The sequence below is a fragment of the Enterobacter sp. MGH 24 genome, assembly GCF_000493015.1.
GTDB lineage: Bacteria > Pseudomonadota > Gammaproteobacteria > Enterobacterales > Enterobacteriaceae > Enterobacter.
The window spans coordinates 3,946,846-3,972,999 of the sequence record NZ_KI535657.1 but is presented as its reverse complement, the minus strand read 5'-3'; the positions used below and the strand labels follow the sequence as shown (position 1 = coordinate 3,972,999).

General features: G+C 51.7%; 28 protein-coding genes. 14 read left to right on the top strand and 14 right to left on the bottom strand.

Annotation, left to right across the window (positions count from 1 at the left end; genetic code table 11):
• Window positions 1-68: 68 nt before the first annotated feature.
• The 4 genes from L370_RS03355 to L370_RS03365 form a co-directional block, all read right to left on the bottom strand.
• Window positions 69-632 carry a DJ-1/PfpI family protein gene (locus L370_RS03355; RefSeq protein ID WP_081706868.1) on the bottom strand — a complete coding sequence of 188 codons (564 nt, stop codon included), beginning with the start codon at window positions 630-632 and terminating at the stop codon, window positions 69-71.
• Between the two features lie 217 nt (window positions 633-849).
• Complete coding sequence (locus tag L370_RS23495) at window positions 850-990, bottom strand: Ecr family regulatory small membrane protein (RefSeq protein WP_032642423.1); 141 nt, start codon at window positions 988-990, stop codon at window positions 850-852.
• 73 nt (window positions 991-1,063) lie between these two features.
• A complete protein-coding gene (locus tag L370_RS03360) occupies window positions 1,064-2,296 on the bottom strand; it encodes a sensor domain-containing diguanylate cyclase (RefSeq protein ID WP_023335902.1) in 1,233 nt (410 codons plus the stop codon).
• Between the two features lie 92 nt (window positions 2,297-2,388).
• Window positions 2,389-4,518 (bottom strand): putative bifunctional diguanylate cyclase/phosphodiesterase, encoded by a 2,130-nt coding sequence (locus L370_RS03365; protein WP_023335901.1) that lies wholly within the window; start codon window positions 4,516-4,518, stop codon window positions 2,389-2,391.
• A gap of 456 nt (window positions 4,519-4,974) precedes the next feature.
• Here L370_RS03365 and L370_RS03370 point away from each other — a divergent pair, with 456 nt between their 5' ends.
• The 4 genes from L370_RS03370 (at window position 4,975) to dbpA (ending at window position 9,103) form a co-directional block, all read left to right on the top strand.
• Window positions 4,975-6,117: a methyl-accepting chemotaxis protein gene (locus L370_RS03370; RefSeq protein ID WP_023335900.1), complete on the top strand. Its 1,143-nt coding sequence runs from the start codon at window positions 4,975-4,977 to the stop codon at window positions 6,115-6,117.
• A 145-nt stretch (window positions 6,118-6,262) separates the two neighbouring features.
• The gene (gene zntB / locus L370_RS03375) at window positions 6,263-7,246 is read left to right on the top strand and encodes a zinc transporter ZntB (protein ID WP_023335899.1); all 984 of its coding nucleotides are present in this window, start codon (window positions 6,263-6,265) and stop codon (window positions 7,244-7,246) included.
• Window positions 7,247-7,528: 282 nt separating this feature from the next.
• Window positions 7,529-7,702 (top strand): proline-rich small protein YnaL, encoded by a 174-nt coding sequence (locus tag L370_RS23720; RefSeq protein WP_316326207.1) that lies wholly within the window; start codon window positions 7,529-7,531, stop codon window positions 7,700-7,702.
• 27 nt (window positions 7,703-7,729) lie between these two features.
• The gene (dbpA, locus tag L370_RS03380; RefSeq protein ID WP_023335898.1) at window positions 7,730-9,103 is read left to right on the top strand and encodes an ATP-dependent RNA helicase DbpA; all 1,374 of its coding nucleotides are present in this window, start codon (window positions 7,730-7,732) and stop codon (window positions 9,101-9,103) included.
• A gap of 42 nt (window positions 9,104-9,145) precedes the next feature.
• On the opposite strand, the gene ttcA is transcribed toward dbpA, so the two are convergent.
• Window positions 9,146-10,081 carry a tRNA 2-thiocytidine(32) synthetase TtcA gene (ttcA, locus tag L370_RS03385; protein WP_023335897.1) on the bottom strand — a complete coding sequence of 312 codons (936 nt, stop codon included), beginning with the start codon at window positions 10,079-10,081 and terminating at the stop codon, window positions 9,146-9,148.
• Between the two features lie 244 nt (window positions 10,082-10,325).
• Here ttcA and L370_RS03390 point away from each other — a divergent pair, with 244 nt between their 5' ends.
• On the top strand, window positions 10,326-10,631 hold the full coding sequence (locus L370_RS03390; protein ID WP_023335896.1) for a cupin domain-containing protein: 306 nt from the start codon (window positions 10,326-10,328) through the stop codon (window positions 10,629-10,631).
• A 16-nt stretch (window positions 10,632-10,647) separates the two neighbouring features.
• Here L370_RS03390 and L370_RS23830 read toward each other — a convergent pair whose 3' ends face one another.
• Both L370_RS23830 and L370_RS03395 read right to left on the bottom strand, forming a co-directional pair.
• A complete protein-coding gene (locus L370_RS23830) occupies window positions 10,648-10,755 on the bottom strand; it encodes a YnaM/YnfT family protein (RefSeq protein WP_353655983.1) in 108 nt (35 codons plus the stop codon).
• Window positions 10,756-11,064: 309 nt separating this feature from the next.
• Window positions 11,065-11,292, bottom strand: a complete 228-nt coding sequence (locus L370_RS03395; protein WP_023335895.1) for a hypothetical protein — start codon at window positions 11,290-11,292, stop codon at window positions 11,065-11,067.
• A 90-nt stretch (window positions 11,293-11,382) separates the two neighbouring features.
• Between L370_RS03395 and L370_RS23625 the strand changes: the two genes are divergently transcribed.
• Window positions 11,383-11,553: a YnfU family zinc-binding protein gene (locus L370_RS23625; protein WP_316043716.1), complete on the top strand. Its 171-nt coding sequence runs from the start codon at window positions 11,383-11,385 to the stop codon at window positions 11,551-11,553.
• Between the two features lie 188 nt (window positions 11,554-11,741).
• On the opposite strand, the gene L370_RS03400 is transcribed toward L370_RS23625, so the two are convergent.
• The gene (locus L370_RS03400) at window positions 11,742-11,960 is read right to left on the bottom strand and encodes a cold shock domain-containing protein (RefSeq protein WP_023335894.1); all 219 of its coding nucleotides are present in this window, start codon (window positions 11,958-11,960) and stop codon (window positions 11,742-11,744) included.
• 820 nt (window positions 11,961-12,780) lie between these two features.
• Between L370_RS03400 and L370_RS03405 the strand changes: the two genes are divergently transcribed.
• The 7 genes from L370_RS03405 to L370_RS03435 all read left to right on the top strand — a co-directional run bounded on the left by L370_RS03405 (window position 12,781) and on the right by L370_RS03435 (window position 16,870).
• Window positions 12,781-14,304 (top strand): EAL domain-containing protein, encoded by a 1,524-nt coding sequence (locus tag L370_RS03405; RefSeq protein ID WP_023335893.1) that lies wholly within the window; start codon window positions 12,781-12,783, stop codon window positions 14,302-14,304.
• Window positions 14,305-14,397: 93 nt separating this feature from the next.
• Window positions 14,398-14,742: a DUF1294 domain-containing protein gene (locus L370_RS03410; RefSeq protein ID WP_032666729.1), complete on the top strand. Its 345-nt coding sequence runs from the start codon at window positions 14,398-14,400 to the stop codon at window positions 14,740-14,742.
• A gap of 73 nt (window positions 14,743-14,815) precedes the next feature.
• Window positions 14,816-15,256 (top strand): VOC family protein, encoded by a 441-nt coding sequence (locus L370_RS03415; RefSeq protein WP_023335891.1) that lies wholly within the window; start codon window positions 14,816-14,818, stop codon window positions 15,254-15,256.
• A 153-nt stretch (window positions 15,257-15,409) separates the two neighbouring features.
• Window positions 15,410-15,859, top strand: coding sequence for a hypothetical protein (locus L370_RS03420; protein ID WP_023335890.1), 450 nt, complete (start codon window positions 15,410-15,412; stop codon window positions 15,857-15,859).
• Between the two features lie 18 nt (window positions 15,860-15,877).
• Complete coding sequence (locus L370_RS03425) at window positions 15,878-16,156, top strand: methyltransferase (RefSeq protein ID WP_023335889.1); 279 nt, start codon at window positions 15,878-15,880, stop codon at window positions 16,154-16,156.
• Window positions 16,157-16,246: 90 nt separating this feature from the next.
• The gene (locus tag L370_RS03430; RefSeq protein ID WP_023312007.1) at window positions 16,247-16,444 is read left to right on the top strand and encodes a hypothetical protein; all 198 of its coding nucleotides are present in this window, start codon (window positions 16,247-16,249) and stop codon (window positions 16,442-16,444) included.
• 3 nt (window positions 16,445-16,447) lie between these two features.
• On the top strand, window positions 16,448-16,870 hold the full coding sequence (locus tag L370_RS03435; RefSeq protein WP_023335888.1) for a GFA family protein: 423 nt from the start codon (window positions 16,448-16,450) through the stop codon (window positions 16,868-16,870).
• Window positions 16,871-17,172: 302 nt separating this feature from the next.
• On the opposite strand, the gene ompC is transcribed toward L370_RS03435, so the two are convergent.
• Both ompC and nifJ read right to left on the bottom strand, forming a co-directional pair.
• Window positions 17,173-18,282, bottom strand: a complete 1,110-nt coding sequence (ompC, locus tag L370_RS03440) for a porin OmpC (RefSeq protein WP_023335887.1) — start codon at window positions 18,280-18,282, stop codon at window positions 17,173-17,175.
• A gap of 395 nt (window positions 18,283-18,677) precedes the next feature.
• Entirely contained in the window at window positions 18,678-22,202 is a 3,525-nt protein-coding gene (gene nifJ, locus L370_RS03445; protein ID WP_023335886.1) for a pyruvate:ferredoxin (flavodoxin) oxidoreductase, read from the bottom strand.
• A gap of 271 nt (window positions 22,203-22,473) precedes the next feature.
• Between nifJ and L370_RS03450 the strand changes: the two genes are divergently transcribed.
• Complete coding sequence (locus tag L370_RS03450; RefSeq protein WP_023335885.1) at window positions 22,474-22,740, top strand: putative hemolysin; 267 nt, start codon at window positions 22,474-22,476, stop codon at window positions 22,738-22,740.
• On the opposite strand, the gene hslJ is transcribed toward L370_RS03450, so the two are convergent.
• The 4 genes from hslJ to L370_RS03470 form a co-directional block, all read right to left on the bottom strand.
• Window positions 22,741-23,178: a heat shock protein HslJ gene (gene hslJ / locus L370_RS03455; RefSeq protein WP_023335884.1), complete on the bottom strand. Its 438-nt coding sequence runs from the start codon at window positions 23,176-23,178 to the stop codon at window positions 22,741-22,743.
• A gap of 128 nt (window positions 23,179-23,306) precedes the next feature.
• The gene (locus L370_RS03460; protein WP_008501283.1) at window positions 23,307-23,435 is read right to left on the bottom strand and encodes a DUF2474 domain-containing protein; all 129 of its coding nucleotides are present in this window, start codon (window positions 23,433-23,435) and stop codon (window positions 23,307-23,309) included.
• Window positions 23,435-24,445: a cytochrome d ubiquinol oxidase subunit II gene (gene cydB / locus L370_RS03465; RefSeq protein WP_023335883.1), complete on the bottom strand. Its 1,011-nt coding sequence runs from the start codon at window positions 24,443-24,445 to the stop codon at window positions 23,435-23,437. The genes L370_RS03460 and cydB overlap by 1 nt, the downstream gene beginning before the upstream one ends.
• On the bottom strand, window positions 24,445-25,845 hold the full coding sequence (locus tag L370_RS03470) for a cytochrome ubiquinol oxidase subunit I (RefSeq protein ID WP_023335882.1): 1,401 nt from the start codon (window positions 25,843-25,845) through the stop codon (window positions 24,445-24,447). The genes cydB and L370_RS03470 overlap by 1 nt, the downstream gene beginning before the upstream one ends.
• Window positions 25,846-26,154 lie beyond the last annotated feature (309 nt).

The window sequence follows — 26,154 nt, the reverse complement described above, 5'->3', positions numbered from 1 at the left end:
TCGTGCGCCAGGTCTGCAATACGGGGTACTGCTTCATTCGTTCTGCGCGCCCTGATGCCGGGTCTCTATTATTCTAACAGCGCACTAAACTTCGCCAGCCACTGCGGATGCGCGGGCCAGGCGGGAGCCGTCACCAGGTTGCCGTCTACATGCGCCTGATCGATGCCGATAGTGGCGTAGTGTCCACCCGCGAGGCGTACCTCAGGCGCACAGGCCGGATAGGCGCTACAGGTTCGTCCTTTCAGGATACCTGCGGCAGCAAGCAACTGCGGGCCGTGGCATACCGCAGCAATCGGCTTACGCGCGGCGTCAAATGCCTGCACCAGCTTTAACACGTCCTCATTTAACCGCAGATACTCGGGCGCTCTCCCGCCGGGGATCAGCAGCGCGTCGTAATCCTGCTCCTTTACGGTGGAAAAATCGGCGTTGACGGTAAACCGGTGACCGGGCTTTTCGCTATAGGTCTGGGCGCCGTCAAAGTCATGGATTGCCGTCATGATGTAGTCGCCCTTCGATTTATCGGGGCAGACCGCATCCACCTGATGACCAATCATCTGCAAAGCCTGAAAAGGCACCATGGTTTCGTAATCTTCGGCGTAATCACCAACCAGCATCAGGATCTTCTTGCTCATCATTCCTCACCTTTTTCAATAAAGATGATTAAGATATAGCCTGGCATGGCTGAATTGCCGGAAATAAAAAAGCCCGTCAGAGCACGGGCAATATAAGCAAGTGAATAAGTGATTCGTTATCAACGTTGTTGGAGGATAACGCCGCGTATTTTACGCGGCCGCGAGAGAAGCAGATACCTGACATATTCGGTAGGTGAAACAAGCGATTAAACGTGCGTTAGGGCGCATCGAAGGTTGGGTAAAGACTATTTTCAAAAAACTCTACGAGATACCAGATCTCACCGCTAAAAATAAACCAGAAGCCAAATATAATAAGGAGCAAAATAATTAAGGTGAGTATTATTTCTGTTCTTCCCATTGTAGCTTTACCCACCTGAAGCTCATTGATTCGAGGTGGGCATTGTAGCGGGGCTTTCCTGGATACTCCAGTTTCATGCCGCAAGGACCTTATTGCGTCCGTCATTTTTAGCGCGATACAGCGCATCGTCCACCCGCTTAAACAGCTCATCAATACTCTCCCCCTGATCGTGCCGCGCCACGCCAATGCTGACGGTAAATCGCGGTAATCCCGGGATAGTAATACGGGCAACGGCTGCACGGACTGACTCGGCAATCTGCAACGCGGTATCAAGAGAGGTATGCGGCAGCAGGATGACGAACTCTTCACCTCCCCAGCGGAACACCATGTCACCCTCCCGACTACAGGCTTCCAGCGTTCGGGAAAGGGTGATAAGCACCTCATCGCCTTTCAGGTGGCCGAACAGGTCATTAATGTTTTTGAAATGGTCGGTATCCACCAGCAGCAGGCTAAATTGCTGCTGCGCAGGAAGTTTATTCAGGTTGCTTTGATCGGTAATTGCGTAGAACTGTCGGCGGTTGAGTAGCCCTGTCATGGAGTCACGTAACGCCGCATGTTCCAGCTCCTGCTCCAGCCTTTTTTGCTCGGTGATGTCGTGGATGATGCATAGCATCAGCTTGTCACCGTATATCTCAATGGGCCCGGCATACGTTTGAACGTGGCGGGTGGAGCCATCGGCAAGGCGGTGAACAAAATTGAGCGGCTTGTGTCCGCCGGGCAGTGCGGCAATCGCAGTCATAATGGGCATCACATCACGCCCCAGGGTGTTGATTTCCCAGGTATGCTTACTGCACATGTCATCGTGCGAATAACCATAAAAATTGAGCGCGGCCAGGTTAGCATCGACGATTTGACCATCGCGGGCAGGATCGATTAGCAGCATCGGCGCGCTGTTGGTCAGAAAAAAGCGCGCGTAAAAACCCTGTTTTTTCCGCCGGTAGGTGGCGGAACGGCTGGCCTTCAATCCTGAGAGTATCTGTGGGGCGATCCCCTCGAAAACAATCACATTTCCCCAGGGGGCGTAGTGGGCGAGCGAAAGACGACAGCTTAACGCCGTATCCTGTCCCTCCCGGCTTATTGTCCAGATTTCAACGATCTCCTGCTCTGTTTTCAGTTCAGGGACATACATCGACAAGAGGGTTTGCGCACTGGCAGAGTAGATCCCTTTGCGCAGGTCATTGAGTGTTTTATCTCCCATGACCTGCGTTGCGGCCACATTCGCAAAAATGATCTGTTCCGACACGGGTGAAATGAGCCACACGGGTGTTTTAATTACATTCAACGCATCAAAACAAGGTTGTGACATAGGCATTTCCTGTTCATCGGCACAGTGTGCCTGATATTCATGACAGAATTGACTCGCATGTACTCTTTGGAAACATACTCTACAAAATCCTGTCAGGCATGGCTTTTTTGCGAAATAAATGTGGGGTCCGTTTGAATTTTATTAATGGGTATAATTTGCCTGTCGGAGTTTATCTGCAGAAGCAGCCATGGCACCTGGTCGGCAGGTAAGGGGCGGGAGAAAAGATACCCCTGAAGATAGTCGCAGCCGAGACGGGTGAGGACCGCCTGCTGTTCTTCCGTTTCGATCCCTTCTGCCACCACATTCATCTCCATGGTCCGGGCAATGCTGATGATGGTTTCAACCAGCTTATAGCTTTTTTCATTTTCCAGCATCGAGGTTACAAAGCTTCTGTCGATCTTGAGTTCCTTAGCCGGAAGCACGCTGAGCATCAGCAGGTTGGAATAGCCCGTACCAAAGTCATCGATCGAGACCGTGATCCCCGCCTGATTAAACGCATTGAGCAACTCAATGCTGCGGTCGAGATTTTTAAGCGCAGTGCTCTCCGTTACCTCAAGGATCAGCCGGGACGGAGACAGGTTATATTTTTCCAGCATCGACGAAATGATAGGGAAAATGTCCGGCTGCTCGAACTGGACGGGGGAGAGGTTGAGCGACAAGGTCCACTGGCTGAACCCTTGTTCAGTCCAGAAATGAAGCTGTCGGCATGCCGCTTCAATGGCCCAGTTACCTACCGGAATAATTAAGCCGGTTTGTTCCAGCGAAGGGATAAACAGATTAGGCAGCACAACCCCTTGCTCAGGATGTCGCCAGCGCAGAAGGGCTTCAAAACCGTGAATGGTTTTCTCACCCGCATGCCAGGTTGGCTGGTACCACAGTTCAAACTGATCGCGTTCAAGCGCCTGAGAGAGCTCCTGCAGGAAACCGGGTTTCGCCGGGATCGCTGTTGACATCTCGGCCCGGTAAATCACCCAGCCGTTGCGGCCATCTTCTTTAACGCGATGCAAAGCTGCATCCGCCTTGAGCTTCAGCTCGTGCAGCGTTTCGCCATCCTGAGGATAGAGGCTGACGCCCGCGCTGATCGTCGTGCTCAACGTATGTCCACTGATAGACAGAGGGCGTCGTACATCCTCCAGCAACGAGGTGAGCAGGGCGTTGAGCTTGTCGTCATCACATTCCGGCACCAGCAGGATAAAAGCATCCCCTCCCAGCCTTGCCAGGGTCATCTCGCGCGTGAGTCGGGCCGTGATGCGCTGTGCGACGGTGATCAATAGCTCATCACCGACGCTGTGCCCCCACGTATCGTTAACGCGTTTGAAGTGATCGACATTCAGGAAAATAACCGCAAAAGGCTTCTTGCTTAGCAGCGCGCTGCGCAGACAATCCTGCATACGGAGATCCATCTGGTGGCGGTTTGCGAGCCCGGTGAGCGCGTCAAAGCGCGCCTGTAGCTCAAGCTGACGATTGAGCTGCTGCAGATTATCCGTCAGCCGACTGGTGCGCCGGTGGGAATCGATAAGTGAAATGATTAACATCACGCCGAGCAGGCAGAGCGTGGTGACCGAAACCCAGATGGATAACCCTAGCTCCCCAATCCCACCGGGCAGGGTATGCGCCATTTCCTGAAACTGCGCGGCGCTCATGCCGGTATAATGCATCGCACAGATGGCGGCAGCCATGACGAAGGCCGCGAGAATGCGATTGATAAAGACGCCTTTATGTTTATCCCGCAGACGGAAAGCCAGCCACAGCGCCGTACCGGAGGCAACAACGGCAATACCCACGGACACCCCCACAATGCGGCGATCCCAGATGATGCTGCCATCCAGCATCAGGGCCGCCATACCGATGTAGTGCATAGACACCACGCCAGCGCTCAGGATCGCCGTAGCAAAGATCAGTCGAAAGGGAGACAGTTTTTGGCCCGCGACGGCAATATTAAGTGCCGTGGTCGATGCAACCACCGCGACGCCCAGTGATGCAAGGGTTAACCAGAGGTCGTAGCTCATCATCATGGGCATTTGCATCGACAGCATGCCGATAAAGTGCATCGACCAAATGCCAATGCCCAGCGTGACCCCACCGGCAATGCGCCAGAACAGGGCAGCCTTTCGGCTGGAAAGGGGGATCTTTCCGGCGCAGTCCAGCGCCACAAAGGAGGCGATAAACGCCACCAGATAAGAGATAGCGATTAACACAGGGTCCCACGATATATTGAGCATTATGCAATCCCACGCCTGAGAGGGTTACCGGTTTCGCCTGCCGGGTACATCTTTATCGGGCAACGAACATGCGCATTAAAACCATATTAGTTATTTATCGTGAAAAATGACCAGTCATATTAATACTCTAAAACTTATTAAGAATATAAAATATATTCTCTTTGTTAATGTATTAAGCATTGCTAAACCAAAACGAATAACTGTAGCAAAGCTCCTTAAATATGAGGGCGATCGTATCGTCTCACCGCGGGCGATACTATCGCTTAACATGGCCGGAGACCAGTATGACAGCATCCTGAGCAGAACATTTTCACTAATACGCTCTTTTTATCTGACTTAAGACAAATCTCAGGATGCTAACGGCGAAACCAAAAACAAGCGTCGTTTGCGATGAAAAACTTCTGGGCCAATGCTATAAGTCTAAGTGCCGACCAAATATAAAACGTGGGTATTATCATGCTGAAGAATATTAGTGTCAGGACCTTTATTATCGGGTTCCTGTTATCTCTTTTTTTGGTAAATGCGGGTGTCGTTGTTCTATTTTCCAGCAGTCCAGCTCTCTTTATTTCGCTTAATGTCATCAATTTCGTTGCGCTATTTTTACTCTGGGTCTATATGACGAAGTTTCTTGTGACGCCAATCAACACGGTGAAGAGAAGTATTGAAGAGGTGACCGCAGGAAACCTTGGTGTATCTATCCCTGAATTTGGCAATAACTGTGCGGGCCGGCTCATCCCGGGGATAAACAGCCTTTCCGGCAATATTGCGACGCTGGTGCGTGAGATCAGGGCGTCATCGCAGACCGCCATGACCTTATCGGATCAACTCTCGGCACGTAGCGCTCAGCTATCGGTGAAAACCGAGCAGCAGTCTGCGTCTTTGGTGCAAACTGCAGCCAGCATGGAGCAAATGGCCGCGAGCACCAAAAACAATGCCGATAACACCCGCCTGGCGAGCGAGCAGGCAAATGTGGCGACGTTACAGGCGCGTAAGGGGGGCGAGCTGATGGGGCAGGTCGCCAGCAATATGCAGTCCATTACCGAATGCGCGCAGCAGATGACGGAGATTATCTCGCTGATTGACGGCATTGCGTTCCAGACGAATATCCTGGCGCTCAATGCGGCCGTTGAGGCGGCAAGGGCCGGAGATCATGGAAAGGGTTTTTCTGTGGTCGCGGAAGAGGTCAGAAACCTGGCACACCGCAGCGCAGAGGCCGCGAAGAATATCAAAACGCTGATTGACGTCACCAGCAGTAACGTCACGCAGGGAGCCAGCGTTGTGTCACAGGCAGAGAAAAACATGCATGAAATCGTGGCGGGTTCGGGGAATGTCAGCCGCTTAATGGACGACATTTCCGCGTCAACCTCAGAGCAGGAGAAAGGCATTTCTCAGATTACCCTAGCGCTATCGGAGCTGGAGCGGGTTACGCAAAGTAACGTGGCAATGGCAGAAGAACTCAACGGCTCCTCTGATGTATTGCGCAATCAGGTGATTGAGCTGCAGGCCCGAACGCGTAATTTCAGGCTCGATCCGGGTTCCTCTTCCTCATTACCTGGCGGCTCGCCATCCTTTCTTCAGCGGCCCGAGCACTCAATGTGACAGAACCTCAAAGCCTGGCATGCCAGGCTTTTTTACGCCTCTGTCCAATTCCTGAGCGATATCAGCGCGATGGGATACATAGTTGTTGCTTAACCCTTGATGACAGCTAGACTGACACCGAAAGAGCTAAAAAGGTGGAGGTGCTGTGGAAAGCATTAAAGGATCAGAACTTAACGTTCCAGATGCAGTTTTTGCGTGGGTGCTGGATGGTCGCGGCGGTGCCCGCCCGCTGGAAGACAATGATGTGATCGATAGTGCGCATCCCTGCTGGCTACATCTGAACTATACCCACCCGGACAGCGCTGACTGGCTGGCATCGACCCCGCTTTTGCCTAACAACGTGCGCGATGCGCTGGCGGGGGAAAGCCTGCGTCCGCGCGTGAGCCGAATGGGCGACGGTACGCTGATCACTTTGCGATGCATCAACGGTAGTACGGATGAGCGTCCTGATCAGCTGGTTGCGATGCGTGTCTATATGGACGATGGGCTGATTGTCTCCACCCGGCAGCGTAAAGTCCTCGCGCTGGATGACATCGTCAACGATCTGAAAGAGGGCACCGGACCGGTCGACTGCGGCAGCTGGCTGGTGGACGTCTGTGACGCGCTTACCGATCACGCGAGCGAGTTTATTGAAGAGCTGCACGACAAAATCATCGACCTGGAAGATAACCTGCTCGATCAGCAGATCCCGCCGCGCGGTTTTCTGGCCCTGTTGCGTAAGCAGTTGATTGTGATGCGTCGCTATATGACGCCGCAGCGCGACGTGTACGCGCGTCTGGCCAGCGAGCGGCTCGCCTGGATGAATGACGATCAGCGACGCAGAATGCAGGATATCGCCGACAGGCTGGGACGCGGGCTGGATGAAATTGATTCCTGTATTGCCAGAACGGCGGTGATGGCGGACGAAATCGCGCAGGTGATGCAGGAGTCGCTGGCGAGAAGAACCTATACGATGTCCCTGATGGCGATGGTCTTTTTACCCAGCACGTTTCTTACCGGGCTGTTTGGCGTGAACCTGGGCGGAATTCCGGGGGGCGCTTATCGCTACGGCTTTACCGCGTTTTGCGTCATGTTAGTTGTTTTGATTGGTGGTGTTGCATGGTGGTTGCATCGTAGTAAATGGCTGTAAATTTACGCTTTTTTCATCTTTTTCGGGGATCAAAACGCTCTTTTAATTGAGCGAAGTCAATAAACATCTACCCCGTAAGGTGCAATATGACTCCCGCAGGTGAATGCAACGTCAAGCGATGGGCGTTGCGCTCCATATTGTCTTACTTCCTTTTTTGAATTACTGCATAGCACAATTGATTCGTACGACGCCGACTTCATAGTCGGCTTTTTTTTGCCTCCTGATTCTCAGCGTCTACCCTAAAAGGGACGACAGCAAATTCTGGAGGGAATGATGAGCATCCTGAACGCTCTGCTACTGCAACAATCGCGTCAATCCGATCCTATCCCCAGCGATCCGGTGCCAATGCCCGATCCCATCCCGCGCCCGCAGCCGATGCCCGACCCGCCGCCAGACGAAGAACCGATTAAATTGTCGCATCGGACCGCGAGATCTGCGAGGATACGCGCCATCTGACCGCAAAGATGACCACGAGAGACTATTGTGACCGCTTTTTCTACCCTGAATGTTTTGCCTGCCGCCCAACTCGATAACCTCAACGAGTTGGGATACCTCACGATGACGCCTGTTCAGGCAGCCGCGTTGCCCGCTATTCTCGAGGGCCGTGACGTGCGCGTGCAGGCGAAAACGGGCAGCGGGAAGACGGCGGCATTTGGCCTTGGTCTGTTGCAGCACATTGATGCGGCGCTTTTTCAGACCCAGTCTCTGGTGCTGTGCCCGACTCGCGAGCTGGCAGACCAGGTTGCGGGTGAACTGCGTCGACTGGCGCGTTTCCTGCCCAACACCAAGATTTTAACTCTGTGCGGGGGGCAGCCGTTCGGCGCGCAGCGTGACTCACTCCAGCATGCGCCGCACATCATTGTCGCCACGCCCGGACGCCTGCTGGATCACCTCCAGAAAGGCACCGTCTCGCTGGATGCGTTACAAACGCTGGTGATGGATGAGGCAGACAGGATGTTGGATATGGGCTTCAGCGATGCGATTGACGAGGTGATTCGTTTCGCACCGGCCGACCGCCAGACGCTGCTGTTCTCGGCAACCTGGCCAGACGCTATCGCCGCCATCAGCGGGCGCGTGCAAAAAAATCCACTCACCATTGAAATCGACAGCGTAGATGCGCTGCCCGCCATTGAGCAGCAGTTCTTTGAAACCTCGCAGCAGGGGAAAATCCCGCTCCTGCAGAAATTGCTGAGCCAGCATCAGCCTGCGTCCTGCGTGGTGTTCTGTAATACCAAAAAAGACTGTCAGTCGGTCTGTGATACCCTCAATGCCGCCGGACAGAGCGCATTGTCGTTGCACGGCGATCTGGAACAGCGCGATCGCGATCAGACGCTGGTCCGTTTCGCTAACGGCAGCGCCCGTGTTCTTGTTGCAACCGACGTCGCCGCGCGGGGTCTGGACATTAAATCCCTTGAGCTGGTCGTGAACTATGAACTGGCGTGGGATCCCGAAGTGCATGTGCACCGTATTGGCCGTACCGCACGTGCAGGGAACAGCGGTCTGGCGATCAGCCTCTGTGCACCGGAAGAGGCGCAGCGCGCTAATATTTTGTCTGAGATGCTGCAGATTAAGCTGAACTGGATGAATGCCCCTGCTGGCGTAAGCCTGGTGCCGCTGGAAGCCGAAATGGCGACGCTGTGCATTGATGGCGGTAAAAAAGCCAAGATGCGTCCAGGTGACGTATTAGGCGCGCTGACCGGGGATGTGGGTCTGGACGGAGCGGATATCGGTAAGATTGCTGTCCATCCCGCGCATGTCTATGTGGCGGTTCGCCAGGCGGTGGCCCATAAAGCATGGAAGCAGCTGCAAAACGGGAAAATTAAGGGTAAAACCTGTCGTGTACGCCTGCTGAAATAAAGAATGAAGCGTCTCAGATGGTGTTTCTGAGACGCTAATCGCTTACTTCACTTCAAGCACGTTCAGACGTAACTCTTCTAACTGATTGTCATCTTCTTCCGGCTGCCAGCCAGCAGGCTGCATGGGGATATCTTCCCGGTCAAACGCCAGGTCACCGCCATTCACCACGTCTGAGTCATGGTTGATGCCTTTAAAGTCGAACAGCTCCACATCCGCGAGATGAGAAGGGACGACGTTCTGCATCGCGCTGAACATGGTTTCGATACGACCCGGATAACGCTTATCCCAGTCGCGCAGCATGTCGCCAATCACCTGACGCTGCAGGTTCGGCTGAGAGCCGCAGAGGTTACATGGAATGATCGGGAACCCTTTCGCCTGAGAAAAACGCTCAATGTCTTTTTCACGACAGTATGCAAGCGGGCGAATCACAATGTGTTTACCGTCATCGCTCATCAGTTTAGGCGGCATGCCTTTCATCTTGCCGCCGTAGAACATGTTGAGGAACAGCGTTTGCAGGATATCGTCGCGGTGATGGCCCAGCGCAATTTTGGTCGCGCCCAGCTCCGTCGCAGTACGATACAGAATGCCGCGGCGCAGACGAGAGCAGAGTGAGCAGGTGGTTTTCCCTTCCGGGATTTTCTCTTTCACAATGCCGTAGGTATTTTCTTCTACGATTTTGTACTCAACGCCCAGCTTCTCGAGGTATTCCGGCAGAATATGCTCCGGAAAGCCCGGCTGTTTCTGGTCAAGGTTGACCGCCACCAGGGAAAATTTCACCGGTGCACTTTGCTGAAGATTGCGCAGGATCTCCAGCATGGTGTAGCTGTCTTTACCCCCTGACAGGCAAACCATGATGCGATCGCCTTCTTCAATCATGTTGAAGTCTGCAATGGCTTCGCCCACGTTACGGCGCAGTCGCTTTTGCAGTTTGTTCAGGTTGTATTGCTCTTTTTTGTTAATCTCTTGATTCTCTTGCATTGAGTACTACCTTCGGAGCCAGCAGGGGCAAATATTGTATGCCGCGTATGGTACGGATTCCGGCGGCGAATACCAGCACGTTTTGCAGCGGGGTTATATCTGACGTTGCAACTCGCTGTCAGCCTGCGCTGTGGTTTCAAGACCTATAGCATCTTACTCGCACTGGTTTTCCATATTTGTTATATGACGGCAGGGAGCTTATATGGCATAAGATCGTGAAAAGAACATCACAAGGAATGACGTTATGTCGCTTTATGACCTCAAAACCGAAGCACTTGCATTACCAGAGACCTGGCACTCTCGTGTATTAGGCCGCATTGGAACAACGAATCTCAAAGTTTTACGAATGGATGAGCGCTCAGTGATTGAAGAGGTACATGAGTATGACGAGGGGTTACTGGTCATTGATGGACGTCTGGAGCTGAGCGTTAAGGGTAAAAAAATCTCTGTAACGGCTGGACAGCTTTATGTAGCCAAAGCTGGCACTCCCCATACTGTAGAAACAGGCAGTTTTGGCACGCTGGTTATCATAGATTTACCAGAAGCGTAAGTGGCTCGCGATGAAGTCACAGATTGTCTGGGTTGTTCGAGGTGCTGATCCAAACTTTGATTAGACTCAAGGTTATCAACCCCATAACAGCGGCAACAGTGGTTACTATAATATAAGATGTCATAAAATAATCTTTCCTGGTAAGTGTCTTCATTTGACTCATTTCATTTGCATTAGTTCCTGCAAAGAGCAAAATTTTAATGAAAAGAAGTGTCGAGTTTAAGTCTGTATTATGTAAATAAAAGCGAAGTGGCGTTTGGTTGCAGCTTTAATAAAAAAAATGCCTGCATTTAGCAGGCTTTAATAGTTAGGCTTTTTTATTATTTTAATTCAAAAGATAAAGCCTAAAAGCGCTCTCTGAAAATACTGGCGATTTTACTGAGGTTTTATCTTTTCTATTGTGAAGTGGCTGAGATTTAGCCGAAAATGCAGCTCACAAATGGATTTTTGCTGCATCAAGTATTTTCTGCGAGGTGAGTTCTCTATCAGAGGCAACGTAAACAAAGCTGCGATCTCCGGTTAAAGATGGAAAACCAGCAGACATGATCTGAAGGTGTATTTCTTTACCATCCGGATACTCCTGCCTTACGGACGTCGTTCCTTGTTGCACCGTGACAATTTTACCAGGTTTCCCATTGAAAAAAACGATAACATTCTTCATAAACCACCCTGTGTTTTTGGGAGTATTTGAAAACTAAAGCAAGCAATTTTTAGCTTTAACGTGTATTGTAGCAGTCCGTAAAATCAGGAGATGCCTATGTCTGGACGTAAAAATGCACAGTTTCGTCGAAATCATTTAGTCAAATGTCCATGTCCAAATTGCTCAAAAGATTCAGAGCACAGTTTTAATCGCGTGCAAAAGGGCGCTCAACTTGTCTGCCCGTACTGCAACGCTTTGTTTAAATCTACTCAACGATTCTAAATCAAAGTAGTTAACATAAAGAGTTAGCCTTTAGTTTTAGACCATTCACGCAGCAGTTCTGCGCTTCATCACATCGGTTAGCACACTTGTTAAGAAAATATGCTGGCTGTTGATATGAATAACAGTCATATTATCCAGGGCCCGGTTACTCAAGAAAGCTTTTTGGTAATCGCGGGCCATTGATAATTTTATCTATCTAAAAGTATTACATTTGCAGCAGCAGGGCCCTTATCGCCGCTCAGAATCGCAAATTCGACTTTCTGACCTTCAAATAGCGTCTTGAAACTCTCTCCCTGCAGGGCAGAGAAATGAACAGAAACATCTTTACTGCCATCAAGTGGGGAGATAAAGCCAAAGCCTTTATCTTCATTAAACCACTTAACCAGACCTTGAATTCGTGAAGACATGAATACTCCTTTTAAAGACTCTTTAAATGATAAGAAATGACAAAACGTATGGACTCAAAAGGAGGGGATATCAGCGATAGCGCCTGGTTATGAGGACTGCCTGATGAAATATTGCATTCGGTATTGCATCGAACCAACTAAATCATTAAGGCACGGACTGCGTTGATAAGCAAACATTATTTTAGCCATCCAGGTGGTTAAAATAATGTTTCCAGTAACGTTGAATCTGGTACCTACTCTCGATAAAAAGTCGTCGACTTTATGTTCGCCTTTGCGAATCAGGGCATGAAAAAGGGCTGCGCGTATTGACCTTGAGAATATATTTTGATTAGGCTAATTATGTCCAGCACAACGCTTTTTTAGAAATTTTATCCCATTGGAAGGGTTTTACGTGTTCAAGCTTAATTCATCTCTACTGTGCATTTTACTGCTGTCAGGTTGTAGCTCTGATCTGGTTCTCAGTCCACCTCAACAACCCGAATACAAGGCTATGCCTGAAATAACCCAGTCTGTGACGCCATCACAGCAGCGTGCAATCATGGCTGGCGAGAGGCCTGACTGGTCAGAAAGAACGCCAGTCAACACCACAAAGCGCTATTAAAAAAGCGTATCAGCAGGGCTGCCATTCGGTGGCCTTTTTGTTTCCCCTCGATTATGTCGTTTATTGCACCATGGGCGCAGATCAAATATTCGTGTTTGAACGAAAATTTTCGACGCCTGACATGGTAATTATTACGTTATCTACCATGATTAAGACGATGACAATTCAATCACTTCAGCAGCGTTGAAGCGGTAACCTCACTCTAATCGAGAATTCTAAATGCGCCATGCATCTATCCCCGTAGCTGCAGCCACGGCAATATTTTTGCTGGGCGTTTTTATCATCAATTTACAGGTTTGGTATTCTGCACGGGCTGACAGCCTTGAAGGGGCGCACTATGTCGTGCGGAACATTAATGTCATTCTTAAAGAAGCCCGTCATGCGACTCAGCTGGCGAAGCAACTTGCTGAGAATGAGTGTGATGCGGAAGGGCAATATCGGCTAGGCACTGAGGCTGCATTACAGCCTCATCTGAGAACGGTCGTTATCCTGAAAAATGATGCGGTCTGGTGCTCTTCTTTACCGGGAAACCGCGTGTTGTTGGTCAACAGCGCAGTGCTCCCGGAATCATCGTTGCTGCTCGTCCCTGCGGGAAGTACCGTCAACGGCCTGCCTGTGCTTTTATACCAAACCAATCATGCCGGAAGCCGAATCATCGTGAGCATCAGCGACAGCCATATCCGGGATGCGCTGGATATGCCATTAAATGGCGTTGAATATGCACTTCGAGTAGGCAATACCCTTTTGGGCCTGTCAGGCGATGTGGCGACGGCAGGCCATTCGAAGAAAGAGGTTCTGACGGTAAAAGCCTCTAATTATCCTTTCGAGATACAGTTTAACGCGCCAGTCCTTTTCAGCCTTAAGAGATTGTTCAATCGAGCCGGCGGCGTGGTGCTATTTCTGCTGATAATATCGTCTCTTTCTGCTTATATACTTCAGCGATATCTCTCTAAAGATGTTTCACCAGAAGAATCATTGCGCACCGCCATTTACAGAAATGAAATTACGCCGTATTACCAACCGGTTGTTAGCGGCAGGGAGGGAACTTTGCGAGGTGTGGAAGTTCTGGCCAGATGGAAGCATCCGCAGTCAGGGTTTATTTCTCCCGCATCTTTCATTCCTCTCGCTGAAAAATCAGGGTTAATTATTCCTCTGACTCAGAGCCTAATGAAACAGGTTGCAAAACAAATGAACGCTATTTCTACATTGCTGCCAGAAGGGTTTCATGTAGGGATTAACTTCAGCGCTTCTCACATCGTAGCGTCCACCTTTGTGGAAGAGTGTCTCCACTACAAACACAGTTTTATTCAACAGGATCTCAACCTTGTCATTGAGGTAACCGAGCGCGAACCGCTACACATCGATGAACATCTCGTCAGGGCGCTGAATGAACTGCATAACAACGGATTTGCCATTGCGCTGGATGATTTTGGCACGGGATATTCCGGTCTTTCCTATCTGCAAGAACTGCATATTGATTACATTAAAATCGACCAAAGTTTTGTGGCCAGGGTTAACGCCAATGAGGACTCAACCCTGATCCTTGATTCGGTACTGGAATTAGCAAAAAAACTCTCAATTAGCATTGTGGCGGAAGGTGTTGAAACGCAAGAGCAACTTGATTATCTCATCCGTAATAACATCCGGTTTTTACAGGGATTCTTCTTCTACAGACCTCTTGCTTTCAAGGAACTGGTCAAAGTCCTTTTGTCGAAGCCTAAAGTTAAAGTGACGGTGGAATGAGGTTTATCCAGCTATAAGTGTTTCTCCCGAAACATGACGAAGATAACGTATAATGCGTCTTCCAAACCGCTCAACAATCCAGTGACGCATTCAATGACTCTCAATCGCTTTTGTTACTCACTCCTGATATTCGCTGCAATCGGCAGCCTTTTATCATCGAATCCTGTGGTCGTGTGGTTTCTGCTGATCAATGTGCTGACAGTGGTGCTATATGGTGCCGATAAAATGGCGGCGCGGAAGGGGATGAGAAGAGTGCCGGAAGCGACGTTGCTGGTATTTGGCGTGACCGGAGGCTGGCCTGGCGCCATTGTGGGCCAACAGCTCTTTCGCCATAAAACACAAAAGCAGCCTTTCAAAACCTACTTTTTCTTGAGCATTGTCGTCAGCATCGCCGTGATGGCGGCGGTTTACCATTTCTCTCCTGTTTCTTCGTTATGAGCGTATTGACATCAAGTTAACTTGAGCTTTTAAGATGTCAGCACCACGTTGATAAAGGAGTAACATCATTAAAATGAAAGACATTGATGTAGGTTTCACTCATGTCGCGTTTATGGTCAGGGACCTGGAAAAGAGTATTGCCTTCTATCGTCGCTATGCCGGTATGGAGGTCATTCATTTGCGTGAACCCGACATCCCTGATGCAAGAAAAGTAGCATGGCTTAGCGACCATACCCGTCCTTTTGCACTGGTTCTGGTACAGGCCGACACCGTGACCGACACGCCACTGGGTCGCTTCGGGCATCTGGGTATTGCCTGCGCGAACCGCGAAGAAATTGACAGAAAAACCGCGATGGCCACCGCTGAAGGTGTGCTAAGGAAGGCGCCTGAGAATGTAGGCGATCCCGTCGGCTACTATGTCTTTTTTGCCGATCCCGATGGAAATACGTTAGAGTTGTCATTCGGACAGCGCGTCGGTCTGGAAGCGATCCGAATGGCCGGTCGGAATAAATAAAGCGAACATACGTTAGCAACAGGAGACACACCGCATCGCGCATGCGGTAATTAACCCTCCATCACTGCCAATAGTAGTAGGACTATTCTTAAGTTGTTGCTGTTTTTTGCACAATCTGAATAATACGTGCAACACCACGGACGATGACATCCCATGAAAATAGTATCTATTATGCTGGCAGTGTTGGCGTGTTTTACTGCGCCTGCCTGGTCCGCTTTTCAGGAGCGGGAATATAACACCTGGTATATGAAAAATGCGGTGCTTTACGATATGACGCAGACCTCGGCAGGTTATCCCGTCATGGTGAGCGTATTCCAGCCTGGGAGGAAATCCGCTAATTTGCTCGTGTCATATATTACGGAAGGCCGCTGTGGTGAGAATAATCTACCGCTAAATGTCAATGGTAAAGTGCTGCCCGCCAAATATAATTGTGTCCAGATAGGGCAAAACAGAATTGAGCATTTTTCAGTGGTGGATGCGGAAAGCGTCAATGGTATGGTGATGCACCTGAAATCTGATTTCACTATTCTCCTGCAAAATGACATCAAAATTTGGTCGGCAAATATCAACACGCCAAAATATGGACTCACGCCGAGATTCTAACGGCGGACATATATTTTGATGGGCTGGCCTGATGAGAAGTCCATTCAGTTACTTCAATGCTGCAGAAATGTAATGAAAGAAAATTCCCGGCTATTAATTTTTGAGCCACTTATTAAAAAAGAAAATAATGAACAGGGTCGATTTGAAATTGACCTTCTTCTGTTAACAAGCTTTGATGGAGGACGGGCACGAACAGAGTCTGAGTATCAGGCCTTGTTTGAACAGACCAACCTGAAGTTGAACAAAATAATAGACACCCGTTCGTATCTGTCGATTCTGGAAGTCGTACCTGCCTGAACTGTTTAAATAATATTCACAGAGCGTGTGTCCGGCATTCCGTTTTACCGTATTCCTGCTACGCTTGTTTGTTGTACCAGGAGCATGAATATGAAAAACAAAGATGAACAAACCGGATTAGTGGGGCTGGCGATTGGGGCCGCCGTTATTGGGCTGGTTTCTGCGCAGAAACCGATCCATCGCAACAGCATTGTCGATGAGCTGGTCAGGCTCGGCAGGCAAAAAGGCGATGGTGTAGAAGACGAGGTTTTCGTGAAAGCCGCCGAGCTGGTGAGAAAAGGGGTATAGCCCATGGCTGAAAGACGTAATGCGAAGTGCCATTGCGGCGCGGTGGCATTCACCGTTGAGCTTACCGATGGCCTGAACACCGCGCGGCGCTGCAGCTGTTCTTTTTGTCGCATGCGGGGTGCGGTCGTTGTCTCTGCGCCTTTGTCAGGGATTAAGGTGACCAAAGGGGAAGATAAGCTCACCGAGTACCGTTTTAACACGGGCACGGCACGGCATTTCTTTTGCTCAGTGTGCGGAATTTACACGTTCCATCAGAGGCGTTCTAATCCAAATGAATACGGCGTGAACGTCGCCTGTTTTGAAAGCGTTTCTCCGTTTGATTTCCCTCTGGTAACAGTGATGGACGGTGTCAACCATCCCACGGATGGGAAAAGTGGCGTATTTGGCTATCTCTCTTTTCGCGAGAAAGGGGAAGAGCAGGCATGATTGCCGTCTGGCCGCTTTTTAATCAGTATAGTTAACTGCCATCCAGATGGTTTAACAGCGCGCCGAGATGCCCGACAATATCACCAAAATCAAAAATTAACGCCATCCACAGCATAGCTAAAAGGGTAAGTACTGCAAGGGATACACGACTAAACAACGCTGTTATCCTTAGTGACGAAAGGGCTATCACCTGAGTTTAACCAGCTTTCTTTCAACTTACCCTCAACCAACCGCTTTCTGAAACTGTCTTTTGTGACGAGTTTCAAAAAAACGAGCCCGCATCATGATGCGGGCTCTGACAATTAGAACTGGTAAACCAGACCTAACGCGACGACATCATCCGTGCCAATGCCGTTGTTTTTGTAGAAACTGTCATCTTCATCCAGCAGGTTGATTTTGTAATCAACGTAGGTGGACATGTTTTTATTGAAGTAGTAGGTCGCGCCTACGTCAGCGTATTTAACCAGATCCTGATCGCCCTGACCGTTGCCCAGGTCCTTGCCTTTAGACTGCAGGTAGGAAAGGGATGGACGCAGGCCGAAGTCGAACTGGTACTGCGCAGTCACTTCGAAGTTCTGGGTTTTGTTCGCTACGGCGTCGGTGTTATCACCATACGGGGTCATATTGCGGGTTTCAGAATACATTGCCGCCAGGTAGATGTTATTGGCGTCATATTTCAGACCCGCAGTCCACGCATCCGCTTTGTCACCACCCGCTGTGGTGTTCATCACCTGCTCGTTGGTACGGTCAGAAGAGGTGTAGGCGGCACCCGCAGTAATCCCCATGCCAAAATCATAGGTGGTAGAGATACCAAAGCCATCACCATTCTCGTGACGCGTGTCGCGACCATTGTTGGTGCCTTCCTGATTGTTGCTGGCATCTTCATTCTTGCCCTGATACTGCAGCGCAAAGTTCAGCCCCTGCACCAGACCATAGAAGTCGGTATTACGGTAGGTTGCTACGCCGTTGGTACGGCCGGTCATGAAGTTGTCGGCTTTGGTGTAGGAGTCGCCGCCGAACTCAGGCAGCATATCGGTCCAGCCTTCCACGTCGTACAGCACGCCATAGTTACGACCATAATCGAAAGAACCGTAGTCGCCCACTTTGACACCGGCGAAGGCCAGACGCGTCCAGGACTGATTATCAGACCCTTCGGTGTTATTGGCCTGAATGTTGTATTCCCACTGCGCATAGCCGGTCATCATATCGTTGATCTGGGTTTCGCCTTTGAAGCCCAGACGCATATAGGTTTGATCCCCGTCAGCGCCTTTATCGTCGGAGAAATAGTGCAGACCATCTACTTTTCCGTACAGATCTAATTTGTTACCGTCTTTATTATAAATTTCTGCTGCATGTGCAGAACCAGCCATTAACAGAGCCGGAATCATCAGAGCCAGTACTTTTCTTTGCATTGTGATATTCCTTTGCAGTTGTTTTTATTTAATTACCTGTTGAACTTTCAGAATGAGAAAGTTGTCTCATGCTAAATCACTCCCGTGTAAGAGTAATAAAATAGAATTGTTACTAACTAAGTAAAATCTAAACTGAATAAATCAGCGGAAATGATCATTGATCGTATGAATGATTTAAAAGTAAGTATATTAAATTGAAATTATTAATCAGGCGTTAATTAAGGTAATCTTGCTGGCGTTATATGCCTTTAAGATGATTCATCCATAATTAACATGAATGCTATTAAGAGAACTCAATAGATATTCATTGATTATCTGGATTCGCCCGGTGTGAATACGCCGGGCTTTTTTTATGGCAAAAAAATGCCCGGACAAGCCGGGCAGAGGAGTTAGCGCTAGTCGCTGGTCGGTTTTTCGGCTTTACCCGCCATTTGCGCCAGGAAGTCATAACGTTTTTGCAGGTCAGCAGCGGCATCTTTCCAGAGCTGCTCGGCCACTTCCGGCTGCTGCGCGTTAAGGCGACGGAAGCGTTGTTCCTGCATTAACGTCTCGGCCAGGGCGTCTGACGGCGGACGCGAATCCAGCGCCAGCGGTAATTTACCCTCGTCAGCACGACGCGGGTCGAACCGGTACAGCGGCCAGAAGCCGGTCGCGGTCAGCTGACGCATCTGGTCGTGGCTGAGTGCCAGGTCGTAGCCATGCTCTTCGCAAGGGCTGTAGGCAATGATCAGCGACGGGCCAGGATAGGCTTCCGCTTCCTGGATGGCTTTTACCGTCTGGTTTAGCTGAGCACCCAGCGAGATTTGCGCGACGTAAACGTGACCGTACATCATCATGCTCACACCGAGATCTTTGCGCGCCTTGCGTTTACCGTGCTCACCAAATTTCGTCACGGCGCCCAACGGTGTGGCTTTCGACGCCTGACCGCCGGTGTTGGAATAACACTGCGTATCCAGAACCAGGATATTGACGTTTTCGGTCAGGCTCAGCACGTGATCCAGTCCGCCAAAGCCGATATCGTAAGCCCAGCCGTCACCGCCAATCAGCCAAATTGATTTTTCGACCAGGGCGTCAGCGTCGGTCAGCAGCTGTTCCGCTCCCGCCACGCCCTGAAGCGCCTGACGCAGCTCGGCAACCTGCTCACGACGTTCTTCTGGCGTTGCGTCCGCGTGAAGGGCGTCATTGAGCTCAGCAGGGATCTGCCCGGCAAACTGCTCCAGCAGACGCATCACGCGTGCGCGATGCTGGTCGACGGTCAGGCGGAAGCCCAGACCGAATTCGGCGTTATCCTCAAAGAGCGAGTTTGCCCACGCCGGACCGCGACCATTCGCGTCGGTGGTGTAGGGCGTTGAAGGCAGGTTACCGCCATAAATCGAGGAACAGCCGGTTGCGTTGGCAATCAGCATCCTGTCACCGTACAGCTGGGTAAGCAGCTTGATATACGGCGTCTCACCACAGCCGGAGCAGGCCCCGGAATACTCAAACAGCGGCGTAATCAGCTGTGAAGTCCGAATATCAATACGTTCCAGTTTGCTGCGATCGATCTCCGGCAGATTCAGGAAGAAGTCATAATTGACCTTCTCCTCTTCAACGTGCTCGAGACGCGACATCATATTGATGGCTTTGATCTCCGGATCCTGTCTGTCCTTCGCCGGACAGACCTCGACGCACAGGTTACAGCCGGTGCAATCTTCCGGCGCGACCTGCAGAACGTATTTCTGTCCGCGCATATCACGAGATTTCACATCCAGGGAATGCAGGCTGGCAGGCGCGGCTTCCATCTCTTCCGGTGACACCACTTTGGCGCGAATGGCAGAGTGCGGGCAGGCCGCCACGCAGTGGTTGCACTGGGTACACAGCTCTTCTTTCCAGATGGGGATCGCTTCGGCGATGTTGCGTTTTTCCCAGCGCGTGGTGCCCATCGGCCAGGTGCCATCCGGCGGTAGCGCAGAGACGGGCAGGGCGTCGCCCAGACCGGCCAGCATTGCCGCCGTCACGGTCTTAACGAAATCAGGCGCCGCATCGGACACCACCGGAGGGCGATTCGGACTTTCGGTGTTGACCGGCTGCAGCGGCACCTCAAACAGCGATTCGCGCGCCAGCGCCAGCGCCTGCCAGTTGCGCTCGACCAGTTCCTGGCCCTTGCTGCTGTAGCTTTTAGCAATCGCACCCTGCAGTTCCACCAGCGCGCTGTCGCCCGGCAGGATATTGGTCAGGTGGAAGAAGGCCATTTGCATTACGGTATTAATACGCGCAGCAAGGCCACATTCGCGGGCAATTTTCGCGGCGTTGACCACGTAGAAACGGGCTTTTTTCTGGTTCAGCACCGCCTGAACTTCCTGCGGCAGCCGCGCCCAGACTTCGTCCGCGCTGTAAGGCGTATTGAGGAGGAAAATACCGCCGGGTTTCAGGCGCTCAGCCATCTGGTATTTGTCAATGAACTGCAGCTGGTGGCAGCCAACAAAATCAGCCTGAGAAATAAGATACGCAGAGCGAATGGGTTGTTCGCTTACGCGCAGGTGGGAAACGGTCAGGCCGCCTGCTTTTTTGGAGTCGTAAACGAAGTAACCCTGGGCGTACCACGGCGTTGAGTTGCCGATGATTTTGATGTTGTTTTTGGTCGCGGAGACGCTGCCGTCGCTGCCCAGACCATAGAACAGCGCCTCAAGTTTGGCGGTCGAGGGCAGGGTATTTTCCGGCAGCGACAGGGACAGGTTGGTCACATCATCATAAATGCCGACGGTAAAGCGCGCCCTGGGTTTCGCCTCGCTTAACTCGTTGAATACCGCCAGCACGCAGTCCGGCCCAAACTCCTTGGAGGACAAACCGTAGCGCCCCCCGATCACGCGCGGCAGCGTTTCACGTTCGCCCTGATTAAAGGCTTCTGCCAGGGCGGTCATCACATCCAGATAGAGGGGTTCAGCCTGTGCACCCGGCTCTTTGGTACGGTCGAGCACCGCCACGGCGCGCGCGCTTTCAGGGAGAGCCGAAAGCAGATGTTTGGCCGAGAACGGACGATAGAGACGCACCTTAAGCACGCCCACTTTTTCGCCGCGCGTCAGCAGCTCGTCAACCACCTCTTCACAGGTCCCAATGGCTGAGCCCATCAGCACTATTACCCGTTCCGCCTGCGGATGGCCGTAGTACTCAAACGGTTTGTACGCCCGGCCGGTCGCGGCGGCAACGTCATTCATTGCCTGTTCAACATGGTCGTAAACCGCGTTGTACCAGGGGTTCGTGGCCTCGCGGGACTGGAAGTAGGTATCCGGGTTCGCCGATGTCCCGCGAATAACCGGGTGTTCAGGATTCAGAGCCCGGGCGCGATGGGCGTCGATTTCCGCCTGCGGCAGCAGATTCAGGATAGTATCGTCAGCCAGCGGGACGATTTTGTTGATTTCGTGAGAGGTGCGGAAACCATCAAAGAAGTGAATAAACGGCACGCGGCTTTTGAGCGTGGCGATATGCGAAATTAAGGCAAAGTCCTGCGCTTCCTGAACGCTGCTGGCGCATAGCATCGCGCAGCCCGTCTGGCGCACGGCCATCACGTCAGAGTGATCGCCGAAGATAGAGAGCGCGTGGGTGGCAACGGTACGCGCAGCAACGTGCAGAACGAAGGGCGTCAGCTGACCGGCGAGTTTGTACAGCGTTGGGATCATTAACAGCAATCCCTGAGAAGAGGTAAACGACGTGGAAAGTGCACCGGTCTGTAGCGCACCGTGTACCGTGGCAATCGCACCGGCTTCAGACTGCATTTCAACCACTCTCGGGACATCACCCCAGACGTTTTTTAATCCGTTACCCGCCCAGGCATCCGCCTGCTCGGCCATGGTAGAACTTGGCGTAATCGGGTAGATGGCGATAACTTCACTGGTGCGAAACGCGACTGAGGCAACTGCACCATTGCCGTCAATAGTTTGCATAGGACAACACCCTTACATTGCGCAAAAAATAGGGGTCTGTGTTACGGCAACAAACCCTGAATATTATCAGTGTATTCTAGCAAACGAGGGATTTTACGATTTTCGCTTTTGTGTCCTTGGCATTCTTGCCATCAATGAGTAGATCAAGCTTTTGGCGAAAAAATTGCGAGAAATTGTTTCTGGAGCGCATAAATACGCACTTCGACTCTCGACGACACGGGATGTGATGCCTATTATGCATAGGTTTCGCATTATTCATGGGGGAGAGAGCATGCGCTCAGCATTTTTGGTAGGGTGTGCCGCATTATTGTTGTCGGCATGTAGCAATGAACCAGTCCAGCAGGCAACGGCAGCCCACGTGGCGCCGGGAATGAGAGCGGCGATGTCCAGTTCTGGTCAGGCCAACTGCGCAATGATTGGCGGTTCGCTGTCTGTCGCCCGCCAGCTTGATGGTTCTGCTATTGGGATGTGCGCCTTGCCAAACGGCAAACGCTGTAGTGAACAGTCGCTTGCCGTTGGAAGCTGCGGTAACTACTGATTATTCTACACGCTTAAACATCAGCGTTTTATCGGCTGTCGCCAGCGTTAACTGGTCCTCAGTCAGGTCGACCTGCGCCCCTTTGCGCAGCATGTCGCCGATGGTCTGATCCAGCTCATTCAGCTGCGGTTCAGTGCAGAGCTTGCGCGTCATGGCCAGCGTTTTAACCTTAAGCTCGCCTTCGGACAATTTCCCCTGTCCGTTGAAGCGGTTACACATCTGGCCGGAAACGCTGATGTTATTCACCAGGCTGATATCTGGCAGCGCGCTAAAACCGATCTCAGGTTGCGTTGTCGCGGTCTTCACGGCCTTACCGTTTACATTTTCCAGCACAAAGCGGTGGTTTTTAAGTTGCTCCGGCTGAACGGAGGCTTTACCCGGATTAACGCACCCGGTAAGGACAAGACTAATAACACTTAACGCAATGAGCTTTTTCATTTTTCTTCTCAAACTATAAATACCGTGAATCTTTTTCCAGTGTAACGATACTCTGCCGCGCGTTAATGGGGTTTATCTGAAAGTGCGGGGGAAAGTACCGGGCAACGGAGCGGTTGCCCGGAGTGACGTTAATGCGATTTAAACCCTGCCGCCGTCATCAGCATGCGGAAGAGCATACTGACAGCAGCCAGCGCCAGTACGCTGCCGCCCCAGATAATGGCCAGCCACAGCAATCTTTTCCAGACCGGTTGTTGCATCAGTGATAACCCTCCCCATGCTGAACTTTGCCGCGAAATACGTAGTAGCTCCAGAAGGTGTAGACCAGAATAACGGGAATGATCAACAGCGCGCCTACCAGCATAAAGCCCTGGCTTTGCGTCGGTGCGGCGGCCTGCCACAGGGTGATAGACGGTGGAATAATATGCGGCCAGATGCTGATCCCAAGCCCGCTAAACCCAAGGAATATCAGCCCCAACGTGAGGATAAACGGTCGGCTATGGCTGTCGGGATTATTCAGGCAGCGCCACTGGTACAGGCTAAAAATCACCACCAGGGCAGGGACAGGCAGCAGATAAAACAGATTCGGCAGCGTAAACCAGCGCGCAGCGATGGCCGGGTGTGCAAGCGGCGTCCAGAGGCTGATCGCTGCAATAAACGCCAGCAGCACGAGTAACAGCGTTTTTGACACCTCTCGCATCCGCTGCTGCAGCGCGTTTTCGCTTTTCATCACCAGCCAGGTAGAGCCTAACAGCGCATAAGCCACCACCAGCCCCGCGCCGCAAAACAGGTTAAACGCGGTAAACCAGTCAAAGGGGCCGCCGGTATAGGCCCGACCGGTGACGGTAAAGCCGTTAATGACGGCGCCTACCGTTACGCCCTGGGTAAATGTCGCCAGAATGGAACCGCCAATAAACGCCTTGTCCCAAAAGGGACGGTGCGCCGGGGTGGCCTTAAAGCGAAACTCAAATGCCACCCCGCGGAATATAAGCCCGATCAGCATTAACGTCAGCGGAATGGTCAGGGCGTCAACGATCACCGCATAGGCCAGCGGAAATGCGCCGAACAAGGCGGCACCGCCAAGCACCAGCCAGGTTTCATTTCCGTCCCAGACCGGCGCGACGCTGTTGACCATCACGTCGCGATCGTCGGCGTTCTGCGTTGCCGGGAACAGAATGCCAATCCCCAGATCAAAACCGTCCATCACGATATACATCAGCGTGGCAAAGACGATGATCACAAACCAGATAATGGAAAGATCGATACCCATTATGGCTGCTCCTTATGTTCAGCTATGACGGCAGAAAGCGGGCGCGCCGGACGTCCGTCGGACTCGGTGGCGAATGATTCATGCGGCTGCGGGCCTTTTCGGATGAGGCGCACCATATAGCTGTAACCCACGCCGAATACCGAGGTATAGACGACGAAGAAGGCCAGAAGGCTCACGCTCATGTGCAGATCGCCGTGGGCAGACACCGCATCCTTCGTTCGCTGGAGCCCGTAGACCACCCACGGCTGGCGGCCCACTTCGGTGGTGATCCACCCGGCCAGGATGGCAATCAGCCCGGTTGGCCCCATCAGCAGCGCAAACCACAGGAAGGGGCGCGACGAATACACGCGTTTTTTGTAGCGCAGCCAGAGTGCCGTCACCCCGAGCAGCAGCATCAGCATGCCCAGGCCCGCCATAATGCGGAATGACCAGAAGACAATGGTGGAATTCGGACGGTCTTCCTTCGGAAACTCTTTGAGGGCCGGAACCTGTTTATCCAGACTGTGCGTCAGGATTAGGCTCCCCAGCGCCGGGATCTCCAGCCCAAAGCGGGTGCGCTCCTGTTCCATATCCGGCCAGCCAAACAGCAGCAGCGGGGTAGGCTCACCCGGCGGGTTTTCCCAGTGGCCTTCAATGGCGGCAATTTTCGCAGGCTGGTGCTTTAAGGTGTTCAGCCCGTGCATATCGCCAACCATGGCCTGGATGGGGGCGACAATCAGCGTCATCCACAGCGCCATCGAAAACATGGCGCGGATGGCGGGGGTATTATTGCCCCGCAGCAGATGCCATGCCGCGGATGCGCCCACAAACAGGGCGCTGCTCAGGAATGCGGCTATCGACATATGCAGCAGGCGGTAAGGGAAGGAGGGGTTAAACACCACGGCGAACCAGTCCACCGGCACCACCTGACCGTTGACGATCTCATAGCCCTGCGGGGTCTGCATCCAGCTGTTCGACGAGAGGATCCAGAAGGTGGAGATAATGGTGCCCAGCGCCACCATGCAGGTGGCGAAGAAGTGCAGACCCGGCCCGACCTTGTTCCAGCCAAACAGCATCACGCCGAGGAACCCGGCTTCAAGGAAGAAGGCGGTAAGCACTTCATAGGTCAGCAGCGGGCCGGTAATGCTGCCCGCAAACTGTGAAAATCCGCTCCAGTTGGTGCCAAACTGGTAGGCCATCACCAGCCCGGAGACCACGCCCATGCCAAAGTTGACGGCAAAAATCTTCGACCAGAAATGGTACAGCGAGCGCCAGACCGGATTTTTTGTTTTCAGCCACAGCCCTTCGAGCACGGCAAGATAGCTGGCAAGACCAATGGTGATTGCCGGAAAAATAATGTGAAAGGATACGGTAAACGCAAACTGTATCCGCGCAAGGTGAAAAGCATCTAAACCAAACATGCACAGCCTCAATGTCAAACGGTGTGCTGTTATGGTATAGGGGCGAAGTTCGGACTATCAGACGCAGAAAAGTGATTTTTAACCATAACAGTTGGCATAAATCTCATGCTTTAACCATCTGATATACTTCGCGCTGAGGAATAAAAACTGTATTTTTATGATTTTTACGCATAAAACCGCTTGCTTTGTCGTCAGCGCCGTGCGTTAATGGTCTTCTGGTTTTGAGTCCAAATAAATATCTGACGTAGTTTTATAAAGCAGTTCTCATCACGTTGTGCCTCTCCGCAGCCTCTCTTGGGTCTTTATCTA

What these genes read in the sequence shown, in the direction of transcription:
- L370_RS03370 (WP_023335900.1), top strand. Translation starts at nt 4,975, where the DNA reads ATGCTGAAGAATATTAGTGTCAGGACCTTTATTATCGGGTTCCTGTTA.
- L370_RS03420 (WP_023335890.1), top strand. Translation starts at nt 15,410, where the DNA reads ATGAAAATAGTATCTATTATGCTGGCAGTGTTGGCGTGTTTTACTGCG.
- nifJ (WP_023335886.1), bottom strand. Translation starts at nt 22,202, where the DNA reads ATGCAAACTATTGACGGCAATGGTGCAGTTGCCTCAGTCGCGTTTCGC.
- ttcA (WP_023335897.1), bottom strand. Translation starts at nt 10,081, where the DNA reads ATGCAAGAGAATCAAGAGATTAACAAAAAAGAGCAATACAACCTGAAC.
- L370_RS03430 (WP_023312007.1), top strand. Translation starts at nt 16,247, where the DNA reads ATGAAAAACAAAGATGAACAAACCGGATTAGTGGGGCTGGCGATTGGG.
- L370_RS23495 (WP_032642423.1), bottom strand. Translation starts at nt 990, where the DNA reads ATGGGAAGAACAGAAATAATACTCACCTTAATTATTTTGCTCCTTATT.
- L370_RS03400 (WP_023335894.1), bottom strand. Translation starts at nt 11,960, where the DNA reads ATGTCTTCACGAATTCAAGGTCTGGTTAAGTGGTTTAATGAAGATAAA.
- L370_RS03355 (WP_081706868.1), bottom strand. Translation starts at nt 632, where the DNA reads ATGAGCAAGAAGATCCTGATGCTGGTTGGTGATTACGCCGAAGATTAC.
- L370_RS03425 (WP_023335889.1), top strand. Translation starts at nt 15,878, where the DNA reads ATGGGCTGGCCTGATGAGAAGTCCATTCAGTTACTTCAATGCTGCAGA.
- hslJ (WP_023335884.1), bottom strand. Translation starts at nt 23,178, where the DNA reads ATGAAAAAGCTCATTGCGTTAAGTGTTATTAGTCTTGTCCTTACCGGG.
- cydB (WP_023335883.1), bottom strand. Translation starts at nt 24,445, where the DNA reads ATGGGTATCGATCTTTCCATTATCTGGTTTGTGATCATCGTCTTTGCC.
- L370_RS23625 (WP_316043716.1), top strand. Translation starts at nt 11,383, where the DNA reads ATGCCTATGTCTGGACGTAAAAATGCACAGTTTCGTCGAAATCATTTA.
- L370_RS03460 (WP_008501283.1), bottom strand. Translation starts at nt 23,435, where the DNA reads ATGCAACAACCGGTCTGGAAAAGATTGCTGTGGCTGGCCATTATCTGG.
- ompC (WP_023335887.1), bottom strand. Translation starts at nt 18,282, where the DNA reads ATGCAAAGAAAAGTACTGGCTCTGATGATTCCGGCTCTGTTAATGGCT.
- L370_RS03405 (WP_023335893.1), top strand. Translation starts at nt 12,781, where the DNA reads ATGCGCCATGCATCTATCCCCGTAGCTGCAGCCACGGCAATATTTTTG.
- L370_RS23830 (WP_353655983.1), bottom strand. Translation starts at nt 10,755, where the DNA reads ATGACATCTTATATTATAGTAACCACTGTTGCCGCTGTTATGGGGTTG.
- L370_RS03365 (WP_023335901.1), bottom strand. Translation starts at nt 4,518, where the DNA reads ATGCTCAATATATCGTGGGACCCTGTGTTAATCGCTATCTCTTATCTG.
- L370_RS03415 (WP_023335891.1), top strand. Translation starts at nt 14,816, where the DNA reads ATGAAAGACATTGATGTAGGTTTCACTCATGTCGCGTTTATGGTCAGG.
- L370_RS03360 (WP_023335902.1), bottom strand. Translation starts at nt 2,296, where the DNA reads ATGTCACAACCTTGTTTTGATGCGTTGAATGTAATTAAAACACCCGTG.
- L370_RS03450 (WP_023335885.1), top strand. Translation starts at nt 22,474, where the DNA reads ATGCGCTCAGCATTTTTGGTAGGGTGTGCCGCATTATTGTTGTCGGCA.
- L370_RS03395 (WP_023335895.1), bottom strand. Translation starts at nt 11,292, where the DNA reads ATGAAGAATGTTATCGTTTTTTTCAATGGGAAACCTGGTAAAATTGTC.
- L370_RS03470 (WP_023335882.1), bottom strand. Translation starts at nt 25,845, where the DNA reads ATGTTTGGTTTAGATGCTTTTCACCTTGCGCGGATACAGTTTGCGTTT.
- L370_RS03390 (WP_023335896.1), top strand. Translation starts at nt 10,326, where the DNA reads ATGTCGCTTTATGACCTCAAAACCGAAGCACTTGCATTACCAGAGACC.
- L370_RS03435 (WP_023335888.1), top strand. Translation starts at nt 16,448, where the DNA reads ATGGCTGAAAGACGTAATGCGAAGTGCCATTGCGGCGCGGTGGCATTC.
- L370_RS03410 (WP_032666729.1), top strand. Translation starts at nt 14,398, where the DNA reads ATGACTCTCAATCGCTTTTGTTACTCACTCCTGATATTCGCTGCAATC.